The sequence below is a fragment of the Nocardiopsis sp. SBT366 genome, from assembly GCF_001083815.1.
Classification (GTDB): domain Bacteria; phylum Actinomycetota; class Actinomycetes; order Streptosporangiales; family Streptosporangiaceae; genus Nocardiopsis; species Nocardiopsis prasina.
In genome coordinates, this window is record NZ_LAVM01000014.1 from 42119 (window position 1) to 63065 (window position 20947).

21 protein-coding genes are annotated in these 20947 nt (G+C 69.4%); 14 read left to right on the forward strand and 7 right to left on the reverse strand.

Translation table 11 applies throughout. The annotated features are described in order from the left end of the window. Positions 1 to 191 precede the first annotated feature (191 nt). The 6 genes from araB (at position 192) to mmsB (ending at position 8188) form a co-directional block, all read left to right on the forward strand. A complete protein-coding gene (araB, locus tag ADX84_RS06275; protein ID WP_234003855.1) occupies positions 192 to 2015 on the forward strand; it encodes a ribulokinase in 1824 nt (607 codons plus the stop codon). Continuing rightward, on the forward strand, positions 2012 to 2719 hold the full coding sequence (locus ADX84_RS06280; RefSeq protein ID WP_049568932.1) for an L-ribulose-5-phosphate 4-epimerase: 708 nt from the start codon (positions 2012 to 2014) through the stop codon (positions 2717 to 2719). Before araB ends, ADX84_RS06280 begins: the two co-directional genes overlap by 4 nt. Before the next feature lie 9 nt (positions 2720 to 2728). Further along, positions 2729 to 4165, forward strand: a complete 1437-nt coding sequence (locus tag ADX84_RS06285) for an L-fucose/L-arabinose isomerase family protein (RefSeq protein ID WP_199776488.1) — start codon at positions 2729 to 2731, stop codon at positions 4163 to 4165. An 86-nt stretch (positions 4166 to 4251) separates the two neighbouring features. Then, the gene (gene chvE, locus ADX84_RS06290; RefSeq protein ID WP_049568939.1) at positions 4252 to 5343 is read left to right on the forward strand and encodes a multiple monosaccharide ABC transporter substrate-binding protein; all 1092 of its coding nucleotides are present in this window, start codon (positions 4252 to 4254) and stop codon (positions 5341 to 5343) included. Next, the gene (locus ADX84_RS06295) at positions 5340 to 6917 is read left to right on the forward strand and encodes a sugar ABC transporter ATP-binding protein (protein WP_049568942.1); all 1578 of its coding nucleotides are present in this window, start codon (positions 5340 to 5342) and stop codon (positions 6915 to 6917) included. Before chvE ends, ADX84_RS06295 begins: the two co-directional genes overlap by 4 nt. After that, on the forward strand, positions 6914 to 8188 hold the full coding sequence (gene mmsB, locus ADX84_RS06300) for a multiple monosaccharide ABC transporter permease (RefSeq protein WP_049568945.1): 1275 nt from the start codon (positions 6914 to 6916) through the stop codon (positions 8186 to 8188). Before ADX84_RS06295 ends, mmsB begins: the two co-directional genes overlap by 4 nt. 292 nt (positions 8189 to 8480) lie before the next feature. Here the strand turns inward: mmsB and ADX84_RS06305 are convergent, their stop codons facing one another. The 5 genes from ADX84_RS06305 to ADX84_RS06325 form a co-directional block, all read right to left on the reverse strand. Beyond that, complete coding sequence (locus ADX84_RS06305; RefSeq protein WP_049568948.1) at positions 8481 to 10307, reverse strand: acyl-CoA dehydrogenase; 1827 nt, start codon at positions 10305 to 10307, stop codon at positions 8481 to 8483. A 9-nt stretch (positions 10308 to 10316) separates the two neighbouring features. Continuing rightward, on the reverse strand, positions 10317 to 11060 hold the full coding sequence (locus ADX84_RS06310) for an AfsA-related hotdog domain-containing protein (protein ID WP_049568951.1): 744 nt from the start codon (positions 11058 to 11060) through the stop codon (positions 10317 to 10319). Beyond that, on the reverse strand, positions 11053 to 11889 hold the full coding sequence (locus tag ADX84_RS06315) for an SDR family NAD(P)-dependent oxidoreductase (RefSeq protein WP_049568954.1): 837 nt from the start codon (positions 11887 to 11889) through the stop codon (positions 11053 to 11055). Before ADX84_RS06315 ends, ADX84_RS06310 begins: the two co-directional genes overlap by 8 nt. Then, positions 11886 to 12941: a ketoacyl-ACP synthase III gene (locus ADX84_RS06320; protein WP_307869162.1), complete on the reverse strand. Its 1056-nt coding sequence runs from the start codon at positions 12939 to 12941 to the stop codon at positions 11886 to 11888. The genes ADX84_RS06315 and ADX84_RS06320 overlap by 4 nt, the downstream gene beginning before the upstream one ends. 625 nt (positions 12942 to 13566) lie before the next feature. Beyond that, entirely contained in the window at positions 13567 to 14622 is a 1056-nt protein-coding gene (locus tag ADX84_RS06325; protein ID WP_199776489.1) for a LacI family DNA-binding transcriptional regulator, read from the reverse strand. Positions 14623 to 15009: 387 nt separating this feature from the next. On the opposite strand from ADX84_RS06325, the gene ADX84_RS06330 reads away from it, so the two are divergent. Together ADX84_RS06330 and ADX84_RS06335 are read left to right on the forward strand one after the other, a co-directional pair. After that, positions 15010 to 15885, forward strand: a complete 876-nt coding sequence (locus tag ADX84_RS06330; protein ID WP_049568957.1) for a radical SAM protein — start codon at positions 15010 to 15012, stop codon at positions 15883 to 15885. Between the two features lie 106 nt (positions 15886 to 15991). After that, positions 15992 to 16675: a protein kinase gene (locus ADX84_RS06335; RefSeq protein WP_156208036.1), complete on the forward strand. Its 684-nt coding sequence runs from the start codon at positions 15992 to 15994 to the stop codon at positions 16673 to 16675. Positions 16676 to 16850: 175 nt separating this feature from the next. On the opposite strand, the gene ADX84_RS25320 is transcribed toward ADX84_RS06335, so the two are convergent. Beyond that, positions 16851 to 17018 carry a DUF397 domain-containing protein gene (locus tag ADX84_RS25320; protein WP_082206323.1) on the reverse strand — a complete coding sequence of 56 codons (168 nt, stop codon included), beginning with the start codon at positions 17016 to 17018 and terminating at the stop codon, positions 16851 to 16853. Further along, entirely contained in the window at positions 17015 to 17818 is an 804-nt protein-coding gene (locus tag ADX84_RS06340; protein WP_082206324.1) for a helix-turn-helix transcriptional regulator, read from the reverse strand. The genes ADX84_RS25320 and ADX84_RS06340 overlap by 4 nt, the downstream gene beginning before the upstream one ends. A 404-nt stretch (positions 17819 to 18222) precedes the next feature. On the opposite strand from ADX84_RS06340, the gene ADX84_RS25120 reads away from it, so the two are divergent. The 6 genes from ADX84_RS25120 to ADX84_RS06370 all read left to right on the forward strand — a co-directional run bounded on the left by ADX84_RS25120 (position 18223) and on the right by ADX84_RS06370 (position 20905). Then, positions 18223 to 18648 (forward strand): ATP-binding protein, encoded by a 426-nt coding sequence (locus ADX84_RS25120; protein WP_053107256.1) that lies wholly within the window; start codon positions 18223 to 18225, stop codon positions 18646 to 18648. Continuing rightward, complete coding sequence (locus tag ADX84_RS06350) at positions 18645 to 19061, forward strand: hypothetical protein (RefSeq protein ID WP_049568965.1); 417 nt, start codon at positions 18645 to 18647, stop codon at positions 19059 to 19061. Before ADX84_RS25120 ends, ADX84_RS06350 begins: the two co-directional genes overlap by 4 nt. After that, positions 19058 to 19276 (forward strand): hypothetical protein, encoded by a 219-nt coding sequence (locus ADX84_RS06355; RefSeq protein ID WP_049568968.1) that lies wholly within the window; start codon positions 19058 to 19060, stop codon positions 19274 to 19276. The genes ADX84_RS06350 and ADX84_RS06355 overlap by 4 nt, the downstream gene beginning before the upstream one ends. 210 nt (positions 19277 to 19486) lie before the next feature. Beyond that, the gene (locus ADX84_RS06360) at positions 19487 to 19693 is read left to right on the forward strand and encodes a hypothetical protein (protein WP_156208037.1); all 207 of its coding nucleotides are present in this window, start codon (positions 19487 to 19489) and stop codon (positions 19691 to 19693) included. A gap of 93 nt (positions 19694 to 19786) precedes the next feature. Continuing rightward, the gene (locus ADX84_RS06365; protein ID WP_156208038.1) at positions 19787 to 20026 is read left to right on the forward strand and encodes a hypothetical protein; all 240 of its coding nucleotides are present in this window, start codon (positions 19787 to 19789) and stop codon (positions 20024 to 20026) included. 282 nt (positions 20027 to 20308) lie between these two features. Further along, positions 20309 to 20905, forward strand: a complete 597-nt coding sequence (locus ADX84_RS06370) for a DUF6879 family protein (RefSeq protein ID WP_049568975.1) — start codon at positions 20309 to 20311, stop codon at positions 20903 to 20905. Positions 20906 to 20947: the final 42 nt, after the last annotated feature.

Consider the following 20947-nt stretch of genomic DNA (forward strand, 5'->3'; position numbering starts at 1 on the left):
TGACTTCATGGATTGTTAACGCCAACAATGTTGGCCAGCTCACACTGACCCCCTTGAGCCTCTGGAATCCAGAGCCAGAGGGAACTATTCAGCATGCGCATCCGTGAAGGGACCTCTCCTTGGCCACGAATGTTAACGCCCACAATCCTGACGCGGCGACTGGCGAGGGAGCACGCGCGGCGCCCGAACCGGTGGTGATCGGGATCGACTTCGGGACCCTCTCCGGCCGAGCCGTCGTGGTGCGGGTCAGCGACGGCGCCGAACTGGGCACGGCCGAGCACGCGTACCGGCACGGGGTCATCACCGACCGCCTGCCCGACCACGGTGACCCCCTCGAACCGGAGAGCGCGCTCCAGGACCCCGACGACTACCGCGAGGTCCTGAGGCGAGCCGTCCCCGCGGCCCTGCGGGAGTCCGGGATCTCACCCGAGCAGGTCATCGGCGTCGGTACCGACTTCACCTCCTGCACCGTCCTCCCCGTGACCGCCGACGGCACCCCGCTGTGCGAACTCACCGACCTGGCCGACCGTCCGCACGCCTGGCCGAAGCTGTGGCGCCACCACGCGGCCCAGCCCGAGGCCGACGAGATCAACGCCCTGGCGGCCGAACGCGGCGAGTCGTGGCTCCCCCGCTATGGCGGGAGGATCTCCTCCGAGTGGCAGTTCGCCAAGGCCCTCCAGGTACTGCGCGACGACCCCGACGTGTACGAACACACCGCGCGCTGGATCGAGGGCGCGGACTGGATCGTCTGGGAGCTGTGCGGGCACGAGACCCGTAACGTGGCCTCCGCCGGTTACAAGGGCATCCACCAGGACGGCGCGTGGCCCTCCCGGGACTTCCTGGCCGCTCTGGACCCGCGTTTCACCGACTTCGTCAGTGAGCGGCTCGAGCACCCGCTCTCCCAACTGGGCGAACGCGCGGGCGGGCTCACCGCGCGTGCCGCCGCCTGGACCGGGCTCCCGGAGGGCACCCCCGTCGCCGTCGGCAACATCGACGCGCACGTCACCGCGGCCACCGCCCGGACCACCGGCCCCGGTCGGATGCTCGCCATCATGGGGACCAGCACCTGCCACGTGATGAACTCCGAGGTCCTGGCCGAGGTGCCGGGCATGTGCGGCATGGCCCTGGGCGGGATCACGCCGGGCATGTGGGGCTACGAGGCCGGGCAGAGCGGCGTGGGCGACATCTTCGGGTGGTTCGTCGACACCCACGTGCCCCCGGCCTACCACGAGGAGGCCGCCGCGAAGGGGGTGTCCGTCCACGAGCTGCTCTCCAACAGGGCCGCCCGCGCGGCCGTGGGCGAGCACGGTCTGGTGGCCCTGGACTGGCACAGCGGCAACCGCTCGGTCCTGGTCGACCACTCCCTGTCCGGTGTGCTGGTGGGCATGACCCTGGCCACCCGTACCGAGGACGTCTACCGGGCCCTGGTGGAGGCCACCGCCTTCGGCACCCGCACCATCGTCGAGGCCTTCACCGGCGCCGGGATCCCGGTGCACGACTTCACCGTGGGCGGCGGGATGGTCCGCAACCCCTTCGTCCTCCAGGTCTACGCCGACGTTCTGAACAGACCCCTGCGCGTGGTGGACACCGAACACAGCTGCGCGGTGGGTGCCGCGATCCACGCCGCGGTCGCTGCCGGGGCGCACCCGGACGTCCACGCGGCCTCCGAGGCGATGGGACGGGTCCGCGCCGACACCGTGGACCCCGACCCGAAGCGCGCCGCCACCTACGACTCGCTGTTCGCGATCTACACCGAACTCCACGACCACTTCGGCCGGGGCGGCAGCGACAGCCTCCGTCGGCTGCGCGCACTGCGGGGCGCCGCGTTCACGACCGGTGCCTCCAGTGACAGCACCAGTCCCGGCGCTACCTCCGGCCGTCCCACCGGCGCAGCCCCAGGCGCCACCAGTGGCACGACCGGCCTCACCAGCGCCCCCGATCAGCCCACCGGCGCTCCCGTCGGCACCGCCTCGAGCAACACCTCCACCGCCCCCACCACCGAGGGAGAGCGATGACCTCCACCGACGCGCCCCGAACGGACGCGCACCACCAACTCACCCACCACCGCGAGGAGGTCGAGCGCCTGCGCCTGAGGGTCTGCGAGCTCCACGGGGAACTGCCCCGGTGGAACCTGGTGACCTGGACCAGCGGCAACATCTCCGCCCGCGTCCCCGGCACGGACCTGATGGTGATCAAGCCCAGCGGTGTCTCCTACGACGACCTCCGTCCCCGCGACGTCGTCGTGTGCGACCTGCACGGGCGCCTGGTCGAGGGCGACCACAACCCCTCCAGTGACACCGACGCCCACGCCCACGTCTACCGTGCCCGCCCCGACGTCGGCGGGGTCGTGCACACCCACAGCCCCTACGCCACCGCCTGGGCCGCCCGGGGCGAGCCCATCCCCTGCGCGGTCACCGCGATGGCGGACGAGTTCGGCGGCGACATCCCGGTCGGTCCGTTCGCGCTCATCGGCGACGACTCCATCGGCAGGGGCATCGTCGAGACCCTGGAGGGCCACCGCTCCCCGGCCGTCCTCATGCGGGGCCACGGTGTGTTCACCGTCGGCGCCTCCGCCAAGGCCGCGGTCAAGGCCGCCGTGATGTGCGAGGACGTGGCCCGCACCGTCCACATCGCCCGCCAGGGCGGTCCCGTCGAACGCCTCCCCCAGGAGGCCGTCGACGCCCTCTACCACCGCTACCAGAACGCCTACGGACAGTAAGGAAACCCCGTGCCCCCACCCATGCCCCCCGCGAGCGACAACCCGGCGGTGCGCACCCGCCTCCCCCGGATCGGGCTCCTCGGCGTCATGCAACCGCTCTACGACGCCATGATCCCGGGCATCACGGAGCACCAGGCCGCCTACGCCCAACAGCTCGCCGACGGCCTCTCCGACGCCGCCGAGTGGACCCTCGCCCCACCGGTCCGCGGCCGGGAGGACGCCGAGGCGGCGATCCGCGACTTCGAGGGCCAGGACCTGGACGGGGTCCTCGTCGTCATGCTCACCTACGGCCCCTCCCTCCGCGTCACGCGGGCCCTGACCGGGACCCGGCTCCCCGTCGCGCTCGCCAACACCCAGCCCGACCCGGCGGTCAGCGCCTCCTGGGACATGGACGACATGACCTACAACCAGGGCATCCACGGGGCGCAGGACACCGCCAACGCCCTGGTGCGGGCCGGGATCGACTTCGACGTCATCACCGGTGACTGGCAGAGCCCCGAGTTCGTGGAGCGGGTGGACCGCTGGGCCCGGGCCGCGCACACCGTCAGCGCGCTGCGGCGGCTGCGCGTGGGCGTGTTCGGCTACCCGATGAACGGCATGGGCGACGCCCGCGTGGACGAGACCGCCCTGCTGCGCAAGCTCGGCCCCGAGGTGCACGTGATCGCCCCCGGCGCCCTGCACCGCACCATGGCCGACCTGCCCGAGCGCGCCGTGAGCGACCTCCTCGCCTGGGAGGACGAGGTGTTCGACGTGGACGACCGGCTCTCCGGGGAGGAACGCGAGGACCACGCCCGGATGCAGCTGGGCATCGAACACCTGCTGGAGGAATCGGGCTGCGGCGCCTACTCCACCCACTTCGACGCCATCGGCGAGGACGGCCGCTTCGCCCGTCTTCCCATGGCGGCCGCGTCCACCCTGATGGCCCAGGGGTACGGGTTCGCCGGAGAGGGCGACGTGCTGGCAGCGTCCGTCGTCTACGCCGGGCACCAGCTGGCGGGGGACGGTCACTTCACCGAGATGTACGCGATGGACTTCCCCAGCGACTCCATCCTGATGAGCCACATGGGCGAGGGCAACTGGCGGCTGGCCCGCGACGACGAGCCGACCCGGATGATCAAGCGCCCGCTGGGCATCGGCGGCCTGGCCGACCCGCCCACCATCCTGTTCCGGTACCGCCCGGGTCCCGCGACCCTGGCCTCCCTCGTCTCGCTGGGCGGAGAGCGCTTCCGCCTCGTGGTGGCCGAGGGCGAGGTACTGGACTCCCCCGAGCTGCCCGCTCTGGAGATGCCCTACGGCCAGTTCCGCCCCTCGTCGGGTGTGCGGGGGTGCATGGACGCCTGGCTGCGTGCGGGCGGCACCCACCACATGGTCATGAACTCCGGTCACATCGCGCGGGACTGGAAGGTCCTGTGCGAGCTGGCCGGGATCGAGTACGCCCCGGTCTGAGGCCCCCCACGACCGCCGCTGACGGGCACCGACGGGCGCAGAAGCGCCGTCCTCCCCCTCCCACACACCCAGGAAAGCAGGCCCCGATGTCACGACCACCACTCCTACCCCTCGCCGCGGCGCTCGTCAGCGTCGGCCTGGCCCTGACCGCCTGCAACGGGGTCGGCGACGCCGCCCGCCCCCAGGGCGAGAACGGCGTCATCGGCATCGCCATGCCCACCCAGTCGTCCGAACGGTGGGTCAACGACGGCGCCAACATGGTCGCCGAGTTCGAGGAGCGCGGCTACGGCACCGACCTCCAGTACGCCGAGGATGTCGTCCAGGACCAGATCTCCCAGATCGAGAACATGATCACGCGGGGGGTGGACGTCCTGGTCATCGCGTCCATCGACGGTGAGGCGCTCGGCGACGTGATCGACACGGCCGCCAGCAACGACATCCCGGTGATCGCCTACGACCGGCTGATCATGGGCAGCGAGAACGTGGACTACTACGCCACCTTCGACAACTTCGAGGTCGGCGTGCTCCAAGGGCAGTACGTCGTCGACTCGCTGGACCTGGAGAACGAGGACGGTCCGTTCAACATCGAGCTGTTCGGCGGCTCCCCCGACGACAACAACGCCTACTTCTTCAACGAGGGCGCGATGTCGGTGCTCCAACCGCACATCGACGACGGCACCCTCGACGTGCGCAGCGGGCAGACCTCCATGGAACAGATCGCGACGCCGCGGTGGGACGGTGCGGTGGCCCAGTCGCGGATGGACAACCTGCTCAGCGCCAACTACTCCAGCGAGGACGTCGACGCGGTCCTGTCCCCCTTCGACGGCATCAGCCTCGGGGTGATCGAGTCCCTGCGGGCGGTGGGTTACGGCTCCGAGTCGCGCCCCCTGCCGATCGTCACCGGACAGGACGCCGACCTGTCCTCGGTGCGGTCCATCATCGCCGGTGAGCAGACCCAGACCGTCTTCAAGGACACGCGCGCGCTGGCCACGCAGACCGTCGACATGTCCGAGGCGATCCTGGCTGGCGAGGATGTGCCGGTCAACGACACCGACACCTACGACAACGGCGCCAGGGTCGTGCCCTCGTTCCTGTTGGAGCCGGTCTCGGTGGACCTGGACAACTACCACGAGGTGCTGGTCGAGAGCGGCTACTACGAGGAGACCGACCTCGAATGAGCACCCCGAACCGCGTGCCCGCTCCCCCGGGGCCACTGCTGCGCATGCGCGACATCCGCAAGGAGTTCCCCGGGGTCCGGGCCCTGGACGGTGTCTCCCTGGACGTGGCCCACGGAAGCGTCCACGCCCTCATGGGCGAGAACGGTGCGGGCAAGTCCACCCTGATGAAGGTGCTCAGCGGTGTGCACCCGGCGGGTTCCTTCACCGGACTGGTGGAGGTGGCCGGAGAACCCCGCGCCTTCTCCGACGTCGCGGCCAGCGAGCGGGCCGGGATCGCGATCATCCACCAGGAACTCGCCCTCGTCCCCCAGCTGTCCCTCAGCGAGAACGTGCTCCTGGGACACGAGGAGACCCGGTTCGGCGTCATCGACTGGGGCGCCACCCACGCCCGGGCGCGCGAACTGCTGTTGCGGGTGGGGTTGGACGAGAACCCCGCCACCGCCGTCTCCGCACTGAGCATCGGCGCCCAGCAGATGGTGGAGATCGCCAAGGCGCTGGCCAAGGACGTGCGGCTGCTGATCCTGGACGAGCCGACCTCGGCGCTCAACGAGGCCGAGAGCGACCGGTTGCTGGACCTGCTCCTGGACCTGCGGGAGCAGGGAGTGGCGTGCGTGCTCATCTCGCACAAGCTCGGTGAGGTGATGCGGGTCAGCGACGAGGTCACCATCCTGCGCGACGGCCGCACCGTGGAGACCCTGGCCGTGGAACGCGACGACCAGGGCCGGCCCTCGATCGACGAGGACCGCGTCATCCGGGGGATGGTCGGACGGGACCTGGACCAGCGCTACCCCGATCCCGACGGCGAGATCGGCCCGGTCCGCTTCGAGGTGCGCGACTGGACCGTGGACCACCCCACCCAGGCGGGCCGACGCATGGTCGAGGGTGTTGACCTGACCCTCCGCAGTGGTGAGGTCGTGGGGCTGGCCGGGCTCATGGGGGCCGGACGCACCGAGTTCGCGATGAGCCTGTTCGGGCGTTCCTACGGCCGCTACGTCCGGGGCAGCCTGCTCCGTGACGGCGCCGAACTGCGCGTGAACGACGTCGCCGACGCCATCGCCGCTGGGGTCGCCTACGTGCCGGAGGACCGCAAGTCGCTGGGGTTGGTCCTGGACGACGACATCCGGCACAACACCACCCTGGCCGCCCTGGGCCGGGTCTCCACTCGCGGGGTCCTCGATCCGGGGCTGGAGACGGTGGAGGCCCGGCACATGAGCGAACGCATGCGCGTGCGCAGCCACGGGGTCGACCAGACCGTGCGCACCCTCAGCGGCGGGAACCAGCAGAAGGTCGTTCTGGGCAAGTGGATGTTCACACGACCCGAACTGCTGATCCTGGACGAACCCACCCGTGGCATCGACGTGGGCGCGAAGTACGAGATCTACCTGATCGTGCGCCGACTGGCGGCCGAGGGTGCCTGTGTACTCCTCATCTCGTCCGAGCTGCCGGAGGTCCTCGGCATGAGCGACCGCGTCTACGCCATGTGCGAGGGGCGCGTCACCGGCCAGGTCGCGGCGGCCGACGCCGACCAGGAAACCCTGATGAGACTCATGACCCGAACCGGGGACCCGACGTGAACCACCCGACCCGAACCCCCCTGAGGGGGCTGCTGCGGGGCAACACCCGCCAGTACGGCATGGCCATCGCCCTGGTGGCCGTCATCATCCTGTTCCAGGTCCTCACCGGAGGGCTGCTCCTCACCCCGCTCAACATCACCAACCTGATCATGCAGAACTCCTACATCCTGATCCTGGCGATCGGGATGATGCTGGTGATCATCACCGGTCACATCGACCTGTCGGTCGGTTCGGTGGTGGCCTTCACCGGCGCGATGTCAGCGATCATGCTGACCTCGTGGGGGCTGCCGACACTCGTCGTGGTCCCCATCGCGCTGCTGCTGGGCGCGGTCATCGGCGCCTGGCAGGGCTTCTGGATCGCCTACGTGGGGGTTCCCGCGTTCATCGTCACCCTGGCGGGGATGCTGATCTTCCGGGGCGCCACCCTGGCGGCCCTGGGCGGAGAGTCCATCGCCCCGCTCCCGCAGTCGCTGCGGGTGATCGCCAGCGGGTTCCTGCCCGGGCAGACGGACGGGCTCCACCTGCCCACCCTCGCCCTCGGCGTGGTCGGGGCGGCTGCCATCGTGTGGATCCAGTGGCGTTCGCGGGCCCGGTCGCTCGCCCGTGACCTGCCGGTTCCCCCCGCGGCGGTGACGGTCGCGAGTTCGGTGGTGGTGTCCGCAGCCATCGTCGCGTTCACCTACGCGCTGGCCGGGCACAACGGTCTGCCGCTCGTGGGCGTGCTGCTGATCGCGCTCATCGGCGGCTACGCCTTCGTGATGCGCTCCACCACCATGGGACGTCGTGTGTACGCCGTGGGCGGCAGCGAGCGGGCCGCCGCGCTGTCGGGGATCCGCACCAAGCGGGTGACGTTCTGGGTGTTCGTGAACATGGGGGTGCTCTCGGCGCTGGCCGGGCTCATCTTCACCGGCCGGCTGAACGCGGCCACCCCGGGCGCCGGCACCATGTTCGAGCTGGACGCCATCGCGGCGGCCTTCATCGGCGGCGCCTCCGCGTCCGGTGGTGTGGGCAGCGTGATCGGCGCGGTGATCGGCGCTCTGTTCATGGGCGTGCTCAACAACGGCATGTCCCTGATCGGCCTGGGCGTGGACTGGCAGCAGTTCATCAAGGGACTGGTCCTGCTGCTCGCGGTGGCCTTCGACATCTACAACAAGAAGCGCGTGGGCGGTGCGGGGCCGATCCTGCCCGGAATGCGCTCACGCGCGGGTGGCGGCGGCCCCGCTGGCGGAGGCGAACCCGCACGGGTGTCCGGGGGGAGCTCCCCGGCCTGAGTTGACCGCACTCGGTTGGCCGCGGACCGCGACGTGAGGCGGGTCCGCGGCCACGGACGTCCGAGGCGATCTCGCTCGGCGCCCCCATCGGGCCTGGCGAGGTGACCTGCGCCCCGGCCACCCCGGGGGGCAGGTCCGCGCTACCGGGCCTTGGCGCCGATCACGGTCTGACCGCCCCCGGGTGCTCGAAGTTCACTGACGGTCGGCTCCCAACGCAGGGGCCCGGATTGCACTGCGAGCAGGCCCACGGTCTCTGCCCCGGGAGCCTCCCGGGGGCTCCGGGACCCCGCCCTCAACCGCCGCCCGAGGCCAGCCTTCGGGCGTAGTCGGAGAACGTGATCGGGGCCGCGATCTGTTCGAGGGGAAGGTCGAGCGCCTCCACGAGCGTCTCGGCGTCCACCTCACCGAGCAGGGACCGACGCAGATCGAGCATGCCCCGGTGTTCTTCCGGGGTGAGACTGCCGTGGGCCAGGTGCTCAGCGGCCCGACCACCGATGGCGTCGAGCGACCACAGGCCGAACAGGGGTGTCAGGGCCCTCCCCGCGGGGGTGTCCCCGAGTGAGGTGACGGCCGCGTCGAAGGCGTCGAAGGTCACCCGCCGCGTGTGCGCGCGGGCCAGCGCGAGCAGCAGCCACAGACTCTCGTTCCACCGCTGTGGGGAGGCGGTCGTCTCGGCGGTGCCGCCGAGTGCGGAGCGGGCCTGCTCGCGCAGGCGCCGTTCGTCCTCGCCGAACAGGTACGCCCACATCCGCGGGTCGGAGAGGGATCGGCCCGGAGGAGGCGCGAGGGAGGGCCGCTCCTCGTCCGCGCCCAGAGCCAGTTCTCGCCCCACGTCCAGGAGGATGAGCCGGTTCTCTCCCCCCGCACTGTTGTAGACGTGGGTGAGGGCCTCATACGAGGGGATCCTGTTGACGGTCAGCGTTCCCTGCGCTCCGCAGCGGCGTCGGGACTCGGCGCAGGCCCGCTCAGCCTCCGCCGTGGCCGTGGCCTTGGCCAGGGACAGTTCACGGCTCACCGAGGACCAGGGCGACCAGGTCATCGCGGCGCCGTCCCGGTCACCGTCGGCGCGCTCGCCCCGAGGCGAGTGCGCGCGGGCCGCACCGACCATGAAGGTGGTGGCGTAGGCGCTCGCGAGCGCTCCGTACACGGACTCCTGTTGGATTCCGTAGTCGATCACGGGCAGGTCCTCGCCCAGTCCGTTCGTCGTCATCCGGTGCTGGGAGTACCGGTGGACGATCCCGGCGCTGGCCCGGGTCACCGCGGCCAGCGCGGTGGCTCCGGCCGCGGAAGCCGCGGAGGAGACCGCCAGCGAACGCCTGAGCCTGTCACGCGCGGGCGTGCGCGGTTCGCTGAAGCGCCCCTGGGAGGTGATCTCGGCTCCGTCTCTCAGCCAGCGGCCGAACGGCACGGACGCGCCGTGGAAGGAGACCAGGCAGTGGTCCAGGGGCGAGACCCTGCTGTGGGGCAGGCGATGCACGCGAACACCCGGCAGTGGCCCGTGTTCGTCGCGGATGTCGACCAGGAAGGGGAAGACGCCGTGTTCACCCTGGTCGGTGCACAGCTGTGCGTACACCAGTCCCGTCTGAGCGCGCCCGGAGGCGCCCACCATGGACATGAACTTCGCGGCGTCCGAGGTGGGCGTCGTGATCCTGAACCCGGGAAGGCCCGGGTCGTGTTCGGCCCGGGTGCGCACGGACACGTGGCTGTTGCCGCGTCCGACCTCGGTGATGAGAACGCCGCCGACCGTGGCCATGGAGTCGAGCCGGTCGATGGTCTCGCGCAGTTCGGTGTTGTCGTCGCCGAGCGTGAGCGCGGCGTTGAGGCACACCTCGTAGTGCACCATCGCCCGCAGAAAGAGGGAGGGATCGAGGACCGCCGCGTGTCCGAGGACGTCGAGGAGGCGCTCTGGCGAGCTGAGGGCCTTCCTGCCCCCGCCCAGGCGCTGGTTGAGGGTGTTCAGGCGCTCGTAGGTCAGTTGGTGGAACCCGTCGGTGGAGGGGGTCTCGGTCGGGGCGAAGACCGGGTGCTCGAACAGGCGGGCCGTCTCGGTGTTCCCCTCCTTCCCGTGGTACAGGAGCGCGCGAAGCCGGTTGCGTGTCTCGGTGTCCGTGGGTGGCAACTGTCCTCCTTATCGCGGAGCGGTCGGTGATCCGCTCTGGGCACCCTCGACCACCCTCCGAGCCTGGCGCTGCTCTATCGCGTGGATGGTGGGAGGGTCGAACGCCTGGAACGCGAAGTGGCCCGTGGCGGCCACACGCCCCTGTTGCAGGTAGGAGACCTCCGAACGCATCGGCTGCCTTTCCGCCGACGGCTCGCCGTCACGCGTGAGGGTGAGGCGGAGCGTGACGGGCAGCCAGAACAGGAAGCGCTCGAAGTCGAACGCGCACGCGTGCATGACCGGATAGGGAAGGGGACGCTCCGGTCCCGCCGGGTACAGCGTTCGGGTCGCCCAGGTCGTGGCCTGGATGGCCGCTTCGATGAGCAGCATTCCCGGCAGGTGCTGCCGCTCGGCGGTGTGGTCGTGCATGATCTCGTTGCCGTCCGCGACCACGAGTTCGCACTCCACCGTGGTGCCCTCCACCCTCGGCCGTGCGAGGACCACGTTCTCCTGGATGGCCTTGAGCACCGCCGCGCGCGGCAACGGTGCGGGTGGCGGAGCGTCGAGGAAGACCGTTCGATCTCGGCCGGCCTTCTCGACCACCTGACCCAGGTACTTCCAGTCTCCGGGGGCCACACCGAGGGCGGGGACCAGGTGTCCCTCCCGGAGTTCGCCGACACGCAGTGCGTGCACGACGTCCCTGTAGGTGTGGATCTCGGGGTGCAGCCGCGGGGTGGGGAAGCCGTCTCCGACGACCCAGAGCCGATCAGCCATGAGGAGCCTCCTGCGGGTCTCGGGGCTGCGGCATGGCGGGGAAGGCCGTCAGGCCTCCGTCCGGTGTCAGGTGCTGACCGGTCACGAAGGACGCGGCCGGGGAACAGAGGAAGACGGCGGGTCCGGTGACGTCCTCGACCCCTCCCCAGCGACGCATCGGCACGTTGGTGAGGGCGGCCTCGGCTGTGGCGTCCACCTCGTGCAGCGGACTGGTGAGGTGGGTGCGTACCCATCCCGGACACAGCGCGTTCACGCGTATCCCGTCTGCGGCCCACGCCACGGCGAGGGAGCGGGTGTAGGAGAGCAGGCCGCTCTTGACCGCTCCGTAGGACTCCATGCCCGGCACGGCCACGAGCGCCGCGACGGAGGACATGAACACGACACTGGCTCGGGGGGAACGCCTCAGATGGGGGTGGGCCGCACGGCACAGCCGTACCGCAGCGAACAGGTTGAGGTCCATGACCTGTCGCCATTCCTCGTCAGAGGACTCCGTGACCGGTTTCAGGACCATACGCCCCTCCTGGTCAGCGAGGGGACCACCCGCGTTGTGCACCAGCAGGTCCAGCCCGCCGAGAGCCGAGGCGGTCCGCTCCACGGCGTGCGCCGCCGTCGCCGGATCGCTGAGGTCCCCCGCCACGACCACGGCCTCACCGCCCAGGTCGGTGACCTCGCGTGCCACTTCCTCCAGAGCCCGTTCGTTGCGCGCGCACAGCCCGACGTGCGCTCCGGCTTCGGCCAGAGCGAGGGCGGTGGCCCGGCCGATGCCCTGGGAGGCACCCGTGACCAGGGCCCGGGCACCGTCGAGGCGGAACGTGTCCATGACACTCATGAGGGACCTCCCTGATGGTTTTCACTGTGCTGTTCCTGTGCTGTTCCGGACCAGGTCAGCAGGCCGCACCCCCAGGTCATCCCGGCTCCGAAAGCCAGGAGCAGGACGCGGTCACCGTGACGCAGGCGTCCGGTGGCCTGGGCGTGGGCAAGGCCGAACGGCACCGATCCGGCGCCGATGTTGCCCACGCGGTCACCGGTGATGACGATCTTGTCCTCCGGTATCCCCGCCTGTGCGGCCGCCTTCTTGAGAAGCAGCGGGTTCGGCTGGTGGGACACCACCAGGGCGATGTCCTCCAGAGAGAGATCGTTGTCCTCCAGGCACTCCCGAACCATGAGAGGGAACTGCCGGAGGGTGAAGTCGCTGATGGCCCGGCCGTTCATGCGGATGGTGTGTTCCCCGGAGCCGACCGTCCCCGTCGACGCCGGACGCCGGGTGCCTCCGGAGAAGACACCGACCAGGTCGGCACCCCGGCCGTCCGCTCCCAGGCGGATCGGGGCCAGGCCCTCTCCCGTGTCTCCCGTTGTCAGGACGACGGCTCCTGCCCCGTCCGCGAAGATCGATGCCGTACCCCGGTCCGCGGGGTCGACGAAACGCGAGTACACCTCGGCTCCGACCACCAGGACCGGTGGGGCGCCGGGTCTGGCGTGCAGCCAACACCGGGCGACCTCCAACGCGTAGAGGAAGCCGCTGCACGCTGCCCCCACGTCCATCGCGACCGCGTTCAGTGCCCCGAGACCGCCCTGGATCCGACAGGCGACCGAGGGTCCGAGCTCGTCCGGCAGGGAGGTGGCGCTGACGATGAGGCCGAGTTCCTCCGGTCGCCGTCCGGCGGAGGCCAACGCCTTCTCGGCCGCACGCGCGGCCAGGTCCGAGGTGGCCTCGTCCGGGGCCGCGCGCCTACGGGTTCGCACCCCCGTTCGCTGGGCGATCCAGTCGGCTGAGACCCCCGCTCGTTCAGCGACCTGACCATTGGTGACTTCTTCACTGGGCAGGTATCCGCCCACCCCGGAAATGACAACAGACAACAGACCTCCAGCCCTTTTTCGCAATTACGATATAGGGCCCATTTTCCCCGGACACGACACAAGAAAACCTCTCATCTCATTTGTTAAACAAGGGGAAGATGAGCTTGGAATTACTGCTGTTGTTCGGGCGAATTTCTGTCGTCGGCGGTTATCTCATGATCATTGGCTCAGCCGGGCTCCGTGCACCTCGTCCAGGAACATGCGACACCCAGGGCGAACCTCATGGCCGGTTGAACTGGGATGGCACCGCTCCGGTTGGCTTGGTGGACCGTGGGCCATGAGCATTGAGCGTCGCATCGACCCGCTTCCAGAGGCTGACTGTCACCTCACTCACCTCAGCCATCACAGTCCGAAATAGGAGGACATTTCCGATTCACACCAGATTAACGATCACCCCGGGACAGGCAGCAGCGCGCACGAAATACGCCAAGCGTCACAATCCATGACACAGGGAAGCGATTCATCGCTTCTGTAATGAACACTTCTGACCGCGGCCATCCACAAGTCATTCCGATGACTGCTCCGCTTATTCGCCTTCTGTCTCGGCGCGATCGCATAAGGCGATCGGGCTCACTCGGGGAGTGCGCGGCGGCGCGGCTCACGCCTCAGGGCCGGGGTGTCGCCGGGGAGATCGGGCCGATGGGCTCAGTCATGGGGCACCGGGCCCGTTCTGGTGGCCGACCGGGGCGCCCACGCTCTCCCGCTCCACCAGGGTGGGGGTGACGATGCGGCGCTCGGCCTGCTGTTCCCCGGAGATTCCGGAGAGCAGCAGGCTGAGCGCTTCGGCGGCCACGGTGTCGAAGTCGGGGCGCACGGTGGTCAGTGGCGGGATGAAGTAGCCCGCCTCGGGCACGTCGTCGAACCCCACGACGCTGACGTCCCCGGGTACGGAGCGGCCGCGTTCGGACATGGCGCGCAGGATGCCCAGGGCGAGGTGGTCGTTGGCTGCGAACACCGCCGTGACCTCGGGCATCCGGGCGAGCATGAGCCCCGCGCGGTAACCCGAGGCGGCGCTCCAGTCAGCTGGACTGACCGGCGGAACCTCCGCGCCCGCCTCCTCCAAGGCTTGTCGCCACCCCCGTTGGCGACCGGCGGCGTCGAACCAGTCCTCGGGGCCTCTGACGTGCCAGACCGTCTCGTGCCCGGCGTCCAACAGGCGCCGGGTGGCCAGCCGGGCCCCGGCCTCCTGGTCGACGGTGACCAGCGCGGCCCCGGCGCGTTCGGGGTCACCGTCGACCGCCACCAGGGGGACGTCGGTCGGGACCTCGGTCAGGGCCGCGTCGGCGGCGGCGGTGGGGGCTATCACCACGATTCCCGCGGCCCGCTGTTCGCGGTGGTGTTCCACCGCGGCGGTGATGGAGCCCCGGTCCAGAACCCGGACCCGGCGCACGCTGACCACGAAACCCTGGGCGGCGGCGGCCAGCTCGAAGGCGGCCAGCAGCGAGGAGGGGCCGAAGAGCGTGGAGTTCTGCGCCACCACGCCGATGAGCTGGGATTTGCCGGTCGCCAACGTGCGCGCCGCCCGGTTGGGTCGGTAGCCGAGCTGTTCGATGGCGGCGCGTACTCGCAGCCTGGTCTGTTCGCGCACGTTGGGGTGACCGTTGAGGACGCGGGAGACGGTCTGGTGGGACACCCCCGCGAGCCGTGCGACGTCCGTCATCGCGGGGTCGCGGTTCGTCCGGGTGGATGAGGAGGTGTGGTCCACCCGTGACTCCTTGGCTGGCGGTGTGGTGCGGGGACCCCTGTGGTGAGAGTGAGTTGGCGCTAACATATCCCACTCGCCCGAAAGGTTCAATGTTCACGGGTCCAGGAAGGGATGCCAGGAGTCGTGCTTGTTAGCGCTCACTCAGGCGCGTAATTCGAATGCCCGCCACGAAGAGCTGTTCGGCCCATCCCCGCCTGCGCGGGAGCTCACGACGGGCCGGTTCCGCCCCGGAACCATGCTTCTACCGGCTACCCGCCCCCGGATGGGCGGGTAGCCGTTTGCTGGCCGGATGTTGCCAACTCCGCGACAGGGCCAACACACACCGTTACGATCATGGGCGCCCCCGTCTCCCCAGATGGCAACACACCCTCACCCAACGGAGGACACGTGACCATCACCCCCGACGCACCCAGTAGGGCCCCGGGATTCATCTGGCTCGACCTCACCCGCAAGTGCCAACTCGAATGCGCTCACTGCTACAACGAGTCCGGGCCGGACGGCGACCACGGGACGATGACCCGAACGGACTGGTTGCGCACCGTCGACCAGGCCGCCGACACCGGCACCCGCCACATCCAACTCATCGGTGGCGAACCCACCCTGCACCCCGATGCCCTGGAGATCGCCGAACACGCCCTGGAGCTGGGGTTGTCCGTCGAGGTGTACTCCAACCTCGTCCACGTCACCGACGCGTGGTGGACGCTCCTCCAACAGCCCGGTATGTGCCTGGCGACGTCCTACTACTCGCACGACCAGGCACAGCACAACGCCCTGACGGGCCGCACCGCCTCGCACCGGCACACCCGGGCGAACATCGTCCGCGCCTTGGAGGCTGGGGTGTCGTTGCGGGTTTCGATCATCACCCCGGACGGCACTGGTGTGGGCGAGACCCGCGCCGAACTCGAAGCCCTCGGCGTCACCCGCATCGGTGTCGACCACGTTCGCCCCTACGGGCGCGGCGCCCACTCCCAGGAGCCGGACTGCTCCGGGCTGTGCGGGGCATGCGGCGACAACCGGGCGTCGGTGGCCCCTAACGGTGAGGTCAGCCCCTGCGTCTTCTCCACCTGGATGAACGCAGGCAACGTCCTCCAGGAGCCGCTGGCGGATATCCTGGCCGGGCCCGGAATGGCCCAGGCACGGGCCGAGATCACGGCGGGCAAGAAAGACGACGAGGACGACGGACACATCTTCGTCCCGTGCTCGCCGGACGACAACGGTTGCTCCCCCGGCGTCCCGCCGTCCAAGTGCCCTCCTCGCAACTAACGGAAGCCGTTCGATGCACGAGCAGGTCAAACAGCTCATCACCCCGCACACCGGTCAGATCAGCGAGGTGGAACCGACCGGAGGGTTCAGCGCCACCACCACAGCCGTGGTCACCGGTGAACTCGGCAGGTTCTTCGTGAAAGCCGTCCCGGACCGTCCGGGAGGGCTCCTTGAAGAGGTGGAGCGCGAAGGGCAGATCAACCCCCACCTGGGCGGGTTGGCTCCCCGACTGCTGTGGCAGGCCCGGGGGGACGGATGGTTCGTATTGGGGTTCGAGGTCATCGACGCCCGTCCCACCGACTACGCACCTGGTTCCCCGGACCTGCCCCGCATTGTGGAGGCCATGGACCGGATCGTTGGTCTCCCGCTCCCCGACGTGGCACGGCCGTGGGTGGAAGACCGGTGGGACAGGGCCCTCCCGGGTGAGGAGATCCAAGCGGTCCGCGGCGACCACCTCACCCACGCGGACCTGCACCCTCACAACATCGTCATCGACACGAACGACCGGTTGTGGGTTGTCGACTGGGCGTGGCCGACCCGTGCGTCGGCGGTGGTGACAGTGTCGTGTTTGGCCGTGCAGTTGGTGTCAGCTGAGCAGGCCCCAGCAGATGTGGAAAAGCTCCTGTCGGCATCATCGGTGTGGGGACGCCTCGACCGGGATGCGTTCGTGACTTTCGCGAGGGCGGACGTTCGGATGTACCGGCACTACACGAAGCTGCGGCCGGACGAGGAGTGGCTGGTGGCGATGTTGGACGCGGCGAAGGCGTGGCACCAGCACGTGAAGGGGTGACGTCCCTGCTGGACGCCGTTCGGAGACGGCGGCCCCAACGCAACGGCTTGGCCCCACAACGCAACGGCTTTTGGTCCTAGGTTTCGACCAGACGTCACAGGTACCCTGTCCCAGTACACACAGAAGCGGCCCCCGCCAACAGACCTGGCGGGGGCCGCTTTCGCATCGAGGGCTTCTAGCCACGCAGGGCGGCGACGAGCGCCGACCACTCAGAGGCGGGGGTTTCAAGGTGGCCCAGGTCGCGGTTCTGGGTGTCACGGAACCTGGTCATGGCGCCTTCCGCGACCTCTACACAGTTACCGCCCGTACCGTCACTGTAGCTGGACTTGTGGTATTCATTCATGCGATCTGCCCCTTCACGGCCTGAATCAATTCAAGGGTGCCACGGGTCGTGAGCGCCTCAGCCTGCATCGCACTGAACAGCATCGACATCTCAGCAACCATGTCCACCTTGTCAACGATCTCTCCCCCTCGGGCGTTCTCCAAGAAGAGAGCGTTCCGCCCGTCATCGAGCGCCACGACCCGGTAGGGAGCACACAACCCGGGGTGGTTTTCGAGGGGGAGGACCTGAAGCCGGATCGTACCGCTCTGGACCAACGCTGTGACCCGATCCAGTTGAGCGCTGAGGATCTTCACGGAACCGATCGGCCTCCTGATCACCACCTCATCGACCACAATCCACAGCGTAGCCCCCCGCTGTACGAGTTCATCGAGCCGACCCATCCGAGCGGCAACCAGCTCCTCAACTTCCTCTTCGGGGGCCTTCGGTAGACGAGCCTGGATCAGGGTTCGTGCGTAGTCAGGGGTCTGGATCAACCCCGGGAACAGAATCGACTGGTACTCGCGGACCTGCGTCGACTTGCGTTCCATGGCCAACGCGCTTCGGAACTCGTCAGGAACTCGCCCTTGGCGTCGCGTGTCATCCCAGAACTTACGCAACTCGGAACCTGTTTTATAGAATCCGTCGAGCTTGTCCACTTGCTCCCTGTTTGGGGTTCGAGTGGCTCTTTCGAAGTTGCCGATCTGAGGTCCGCTCACACCAAGATGTTCACCGACCTCAGCCAGCGTAAATCCCTTCTCACCTCGCACTCTGCGAAGTTCCTTGCCGAAGGGTATCCACTTCTGTTTCACATCGACCACCATTGAAACAGAGTATTACAGGGCGCAACAGGGTGTCCAGGTCACAACCCCCGAGCGACAGTTTCACCGTTTCTATAGACCGCTGACCAGCGCTCGTGCCAAGTTATCGCCAGGCGCCCCAGGGCGCCCGGCCCGCTTCGGGAGTATCCGAATGCGGCGGCTGCTCAGCGGCTCCTGTCTGGGGAGATGTGGGGTCCTGAGCTGCACGGCCACCCCACGGGGGTCACAGCCCGTGGGGTGGCCACCCTGAACTCCCCGCTCTTCACCGGGCGGGAACAACGTCGGCCCGCCCCAGCGCGGAGGCAAAGGCGGGCCGACCCCCAGAACACAGAAAAACCCCGGTGACCGATGTCGAAGGCGGTCGCCCGGGGCTGGCCCCCACCCCGACAGCACCGAGGTGAAGACGAATGCAGCATACCGCTCCCAAAACCCCACGCACCAGGCCAACTCAGGAACGCCGCGCGACCTTCAACGGCACCCCCGAAGGCGTCACCAACGCCCGCAAGTGGGCCCTCGCCGCCCTCAACAAGCCCGACTGGGGCATCCCCAACCCCGACGACTTCGCCCTCGTAGTCAGCGAACTCGCCACCAACGCCCTCGACCACACCCACAGCGGCAGGGGCGGGAAGTTCACCATCCGCCTCGCCCTCCACGAGGACCACATCCGTGTCACCGTTCGCGACGCCGGCCCCCGCCAGGGCCGCACACCCACCCGCCGCACGCCTCAGCTGACGGCCGAGCACGGCCGCGGGCTCGGGATCGTGGACGCGCTCTCCAGGTCGTGGGGGGTCGCGACCATCGGCACCGGGGTGTACGCGGAGGTGACCCGATGACCGTGCTGACCCTGTCGATGGTCCCCTACCACCAACAGGCTCCGAGGCCGTCGACCCGCGCCTTGCGGGCACTCACCACCATGACGAAAGTCCTGGTCCAGTCGGGGTACACCCCCGAGGCCGACCACGCCGAGTGGTCCGTGGACGCCCGCCTCTACCAGAACCGGTACTGGGAGAACGACCGCCCCGTGGGACACAAGCCCGTCGCCGCTGTCTGCCTGCGACTGCACCAGCCCGGCCCCGACGCCCTGTGGTGGACCTACGAATACCCCGCCCGGCCCCCGGACGAGTGGGCGACACCCAAATCCGCGAGCAGCGTCCGCCGCTTGGCCGTGCTGGGGGACGCCACGTACCCCGTGCGCCCCCAGGACCTCGCGGTCGTCGACTACATGATCACGGGGAGGTCCACGTGATCCGGAGCAACCTCCTGCCCCAGATCAACGACCTGCGCGCCCGATATGCCGACCTTCGGTGGCGGGCGGCGACGACCGGGCCGGGGTTCGTCCTCACCCAGGGTCGCGACCACACCGGCATCACTTACGCGCTCACCAGGTTGGGCGGGCACACCGACATCCTCTATTCGCTGGACGATGTCGCCCAGTTCCTGAACCAGCACACCACCCGCTGAACCAGTGGCCCGCCGACGCACCCCTACCGCCGTCCACACGGTGGGGTTCCTGCAAGGCCACACCTCGGGGTCCGTCCACTGACGCGGCGGACCCCGGGCACCAAGCACACCAGAAGGAACCCGAGTGACCACCCCACACGACCCGATCCGTGACCTCGAGCAACTTGCTCTCGAGGCCCGGTGATGTACCCGGTCCGTCTCCCCCCGTACATGGACTGGGCCGAGGCCCAAGCCCCTCGGGTGATGGCCGACCGGCAACGCCGAGCAGCCGCCACCCGCTCCGGTCTCGCGGTGCTGCACAGGATCGCCAACCCCAGCGAACAGGCCGAGCAGGAACTCGCCGACGCACAGATGGCCCAACTCGCGGTGGGCGTCCGCCAGCTCCTCGCCGCCTCCCGTGAACCGGTGCGGTGGTGACGCGCCTCCTTCGGACACCCCCGGCGAGGATTCCGCCACCGCACCACCCCCAAACCACACCCGAGCCGCACGACGATGGGACCCCCGATGGACATGGACCTCAAAGCGCTTCTGGTCGAGGTCGCCCACCACCTCAGGGCCGACCCCGCCTCGATCACCGCGTCCGCGCCACGACGACGCCGCAACGAGATTCTGGCCACCGCCCTGCTCAGCGCCACGGAGGACGACCCCGCAGTCGTTCTGGAGGAGATGGAGGAACAGCTGGACCAGGCCGCCGCGCCGGGTGAGGCAGCGTGCCCGCCTGCGTGGCGCCGAGTGCTGGTGTCCGCGTAGCCAGCGATGCACCAGGGCCACTGCTCCGCGGGATCGGTGGCCCACCCGAACGGCCGCGCCCCCGAGGGGCACACCAGCGGGAGCGCGGCTCCCTTTCCCGGAGCCCGGACAAGGGAGCGGGCTCCGGGCATGTGAGGGACCGGCTGGATGACGGCGTGCCTCGGAGTGGAGACCACGCACGCCGCGAATGGCCCTCACGGGGGCCGAGGGGCTTCGACCTTTCACCCTCGGCCCCTCACCCACCGCCCTCTCCGACCCCGGACCAGTCCATGAGGAGACCCGATGACCCGCCGTGCCATGAGGACCACGTCCATCTGGGACACCCTCAACCAGGCGAGAGGTGCCCGGTTGACCCGTGACGAGTACCGGACCGAACTCCGAGGCGTGCGCACAGCCCCCTCCTCGGCCGGGATCGCATGGCGGGTGGACACCCTCTCCACCCGCCTGCCGCACGACCCCGCTTGGGAGGCCTGGCAGGCAGGACGCTTGCAGGTCGCCTTCGATCGCCTGGACGACGACCTCCCCACGCTCCGGGCCGAACTCCGCGCGCGCCGTTTGGCCGGGGTCGACCTGCGCCGAATTGTCATCTCCCCGGTGATCATGGGCGGGTACAACGCGTTCGCCCTGGAGGCGGTCAGACACCTCGCCCGGCTCGGCGAGAACGTGCGCGTCATCAGCGCCAACGGGACTCGGATACCCGAGGTGACCGTGTACGGGGACACCACCTGGCGGCTGTGCACGACACCCGACCAGATCGCGGACGGCGCCGTGCACCTGGACGGCCCCGCCGTCACCGAGCACGCCCGAGTGGGCCTCGGCAGGCTGTGGTCGCACGGCCAGGATCTGCTCGACCTCGACCCGCCTCTTGAACACCGGTGAAATTCACCTGTTCATTGCCTGTACGGCCGCGAGGGCCCTCGC

Excerpts from the sequence above, each read along its gene's own strand:
- ADX84_RS06310 (WP_049568951.1), bottom strand. The coding sequence starts at position 11,060 with ATGGCTGATCGGCTCTGGGTCGTCGGAGACGGCTTCCCCACCCCGCGG.
- ADX84_RS06350 (WP_049568965.1), top strand. The coding sequence starts at position 18,645 with ATGACCGTGCTGACCCTGTCGATGGTCCCCTACCACCAACAGGCTCCG.
- ADX84_RS25320 (WP_082206323.1), bottom strand. The coding sequence starts at position 17,018 with ATGAATGAATACCACAAGTCCAGCTACAGTGACGGTACGGGCGGTAAC.
- ADX84_RS06315 (WP_049568954.1), bottom strand. The coding sequence starts at position 11,889 with ATGAGTGTCATGGACACGTTCCGCCTCGACGGTGCCCGGGCCCTGGTC.
- chvE (WP_049568939.1), top strand. The coding sequence starts at position 4,252 with ATGTCACGACCACCACTCCTACCCCTCGCCGCGGCGCTCGTCAGCGTC.
- ADX84_RS06370 (WP_049568975.1), top strand. The coding sequence starts at position 20,309 with ATGACCCGCCGTGCCATGAGGACCACGTCCATCTGGGACACCCTCAAC.
- ADX84_RS06280 (WP_049568932.1), top strand. The coding sequence starts at position 2,012 with ATGACCTCCACCGACGCGCCCCGAACGGACGCGCACCACCAACTCACC.
- ADX84_RS06360 (WP_156208037.1), top strand. The coding sequence starts at position 19,487 with ATGGACTGGGCCGAGGCCCAAGCCCCTCGGGTGATGGCCGACCGGCAA.
- ADX84_RS06365 (WP_156208038.1), top strand. The coding sequence starts at position 19,787 with ATGGACCTCAAAGCGCTTCTGGTCGAGGTCGCCCACCACCTCAGGGCC.
- ADX84_RS06340 (WP_082206324.1), bottom strand. The coding sequence starts at position 17,818 with ATGGTGGTCGATGTGAAACAGAAGTGGATACCCTTCGGCAAGGAACTT.
- ADX84_RS06295 (WP_049568942.1), top strand. The coding sequence starts at position 5,340 with ATGAGCACCCCGAACCGCGTGCCCGCTCCCCCGGGGCCACTGCTGCGC.
- ADX84_RS25120 (WP_053107256.1), top strand. The coding sequence starts at position 18,223 with ATGCAGCATACCGCTCCCAAAACCCCACGCACCAGGCCAACTCAGGAA.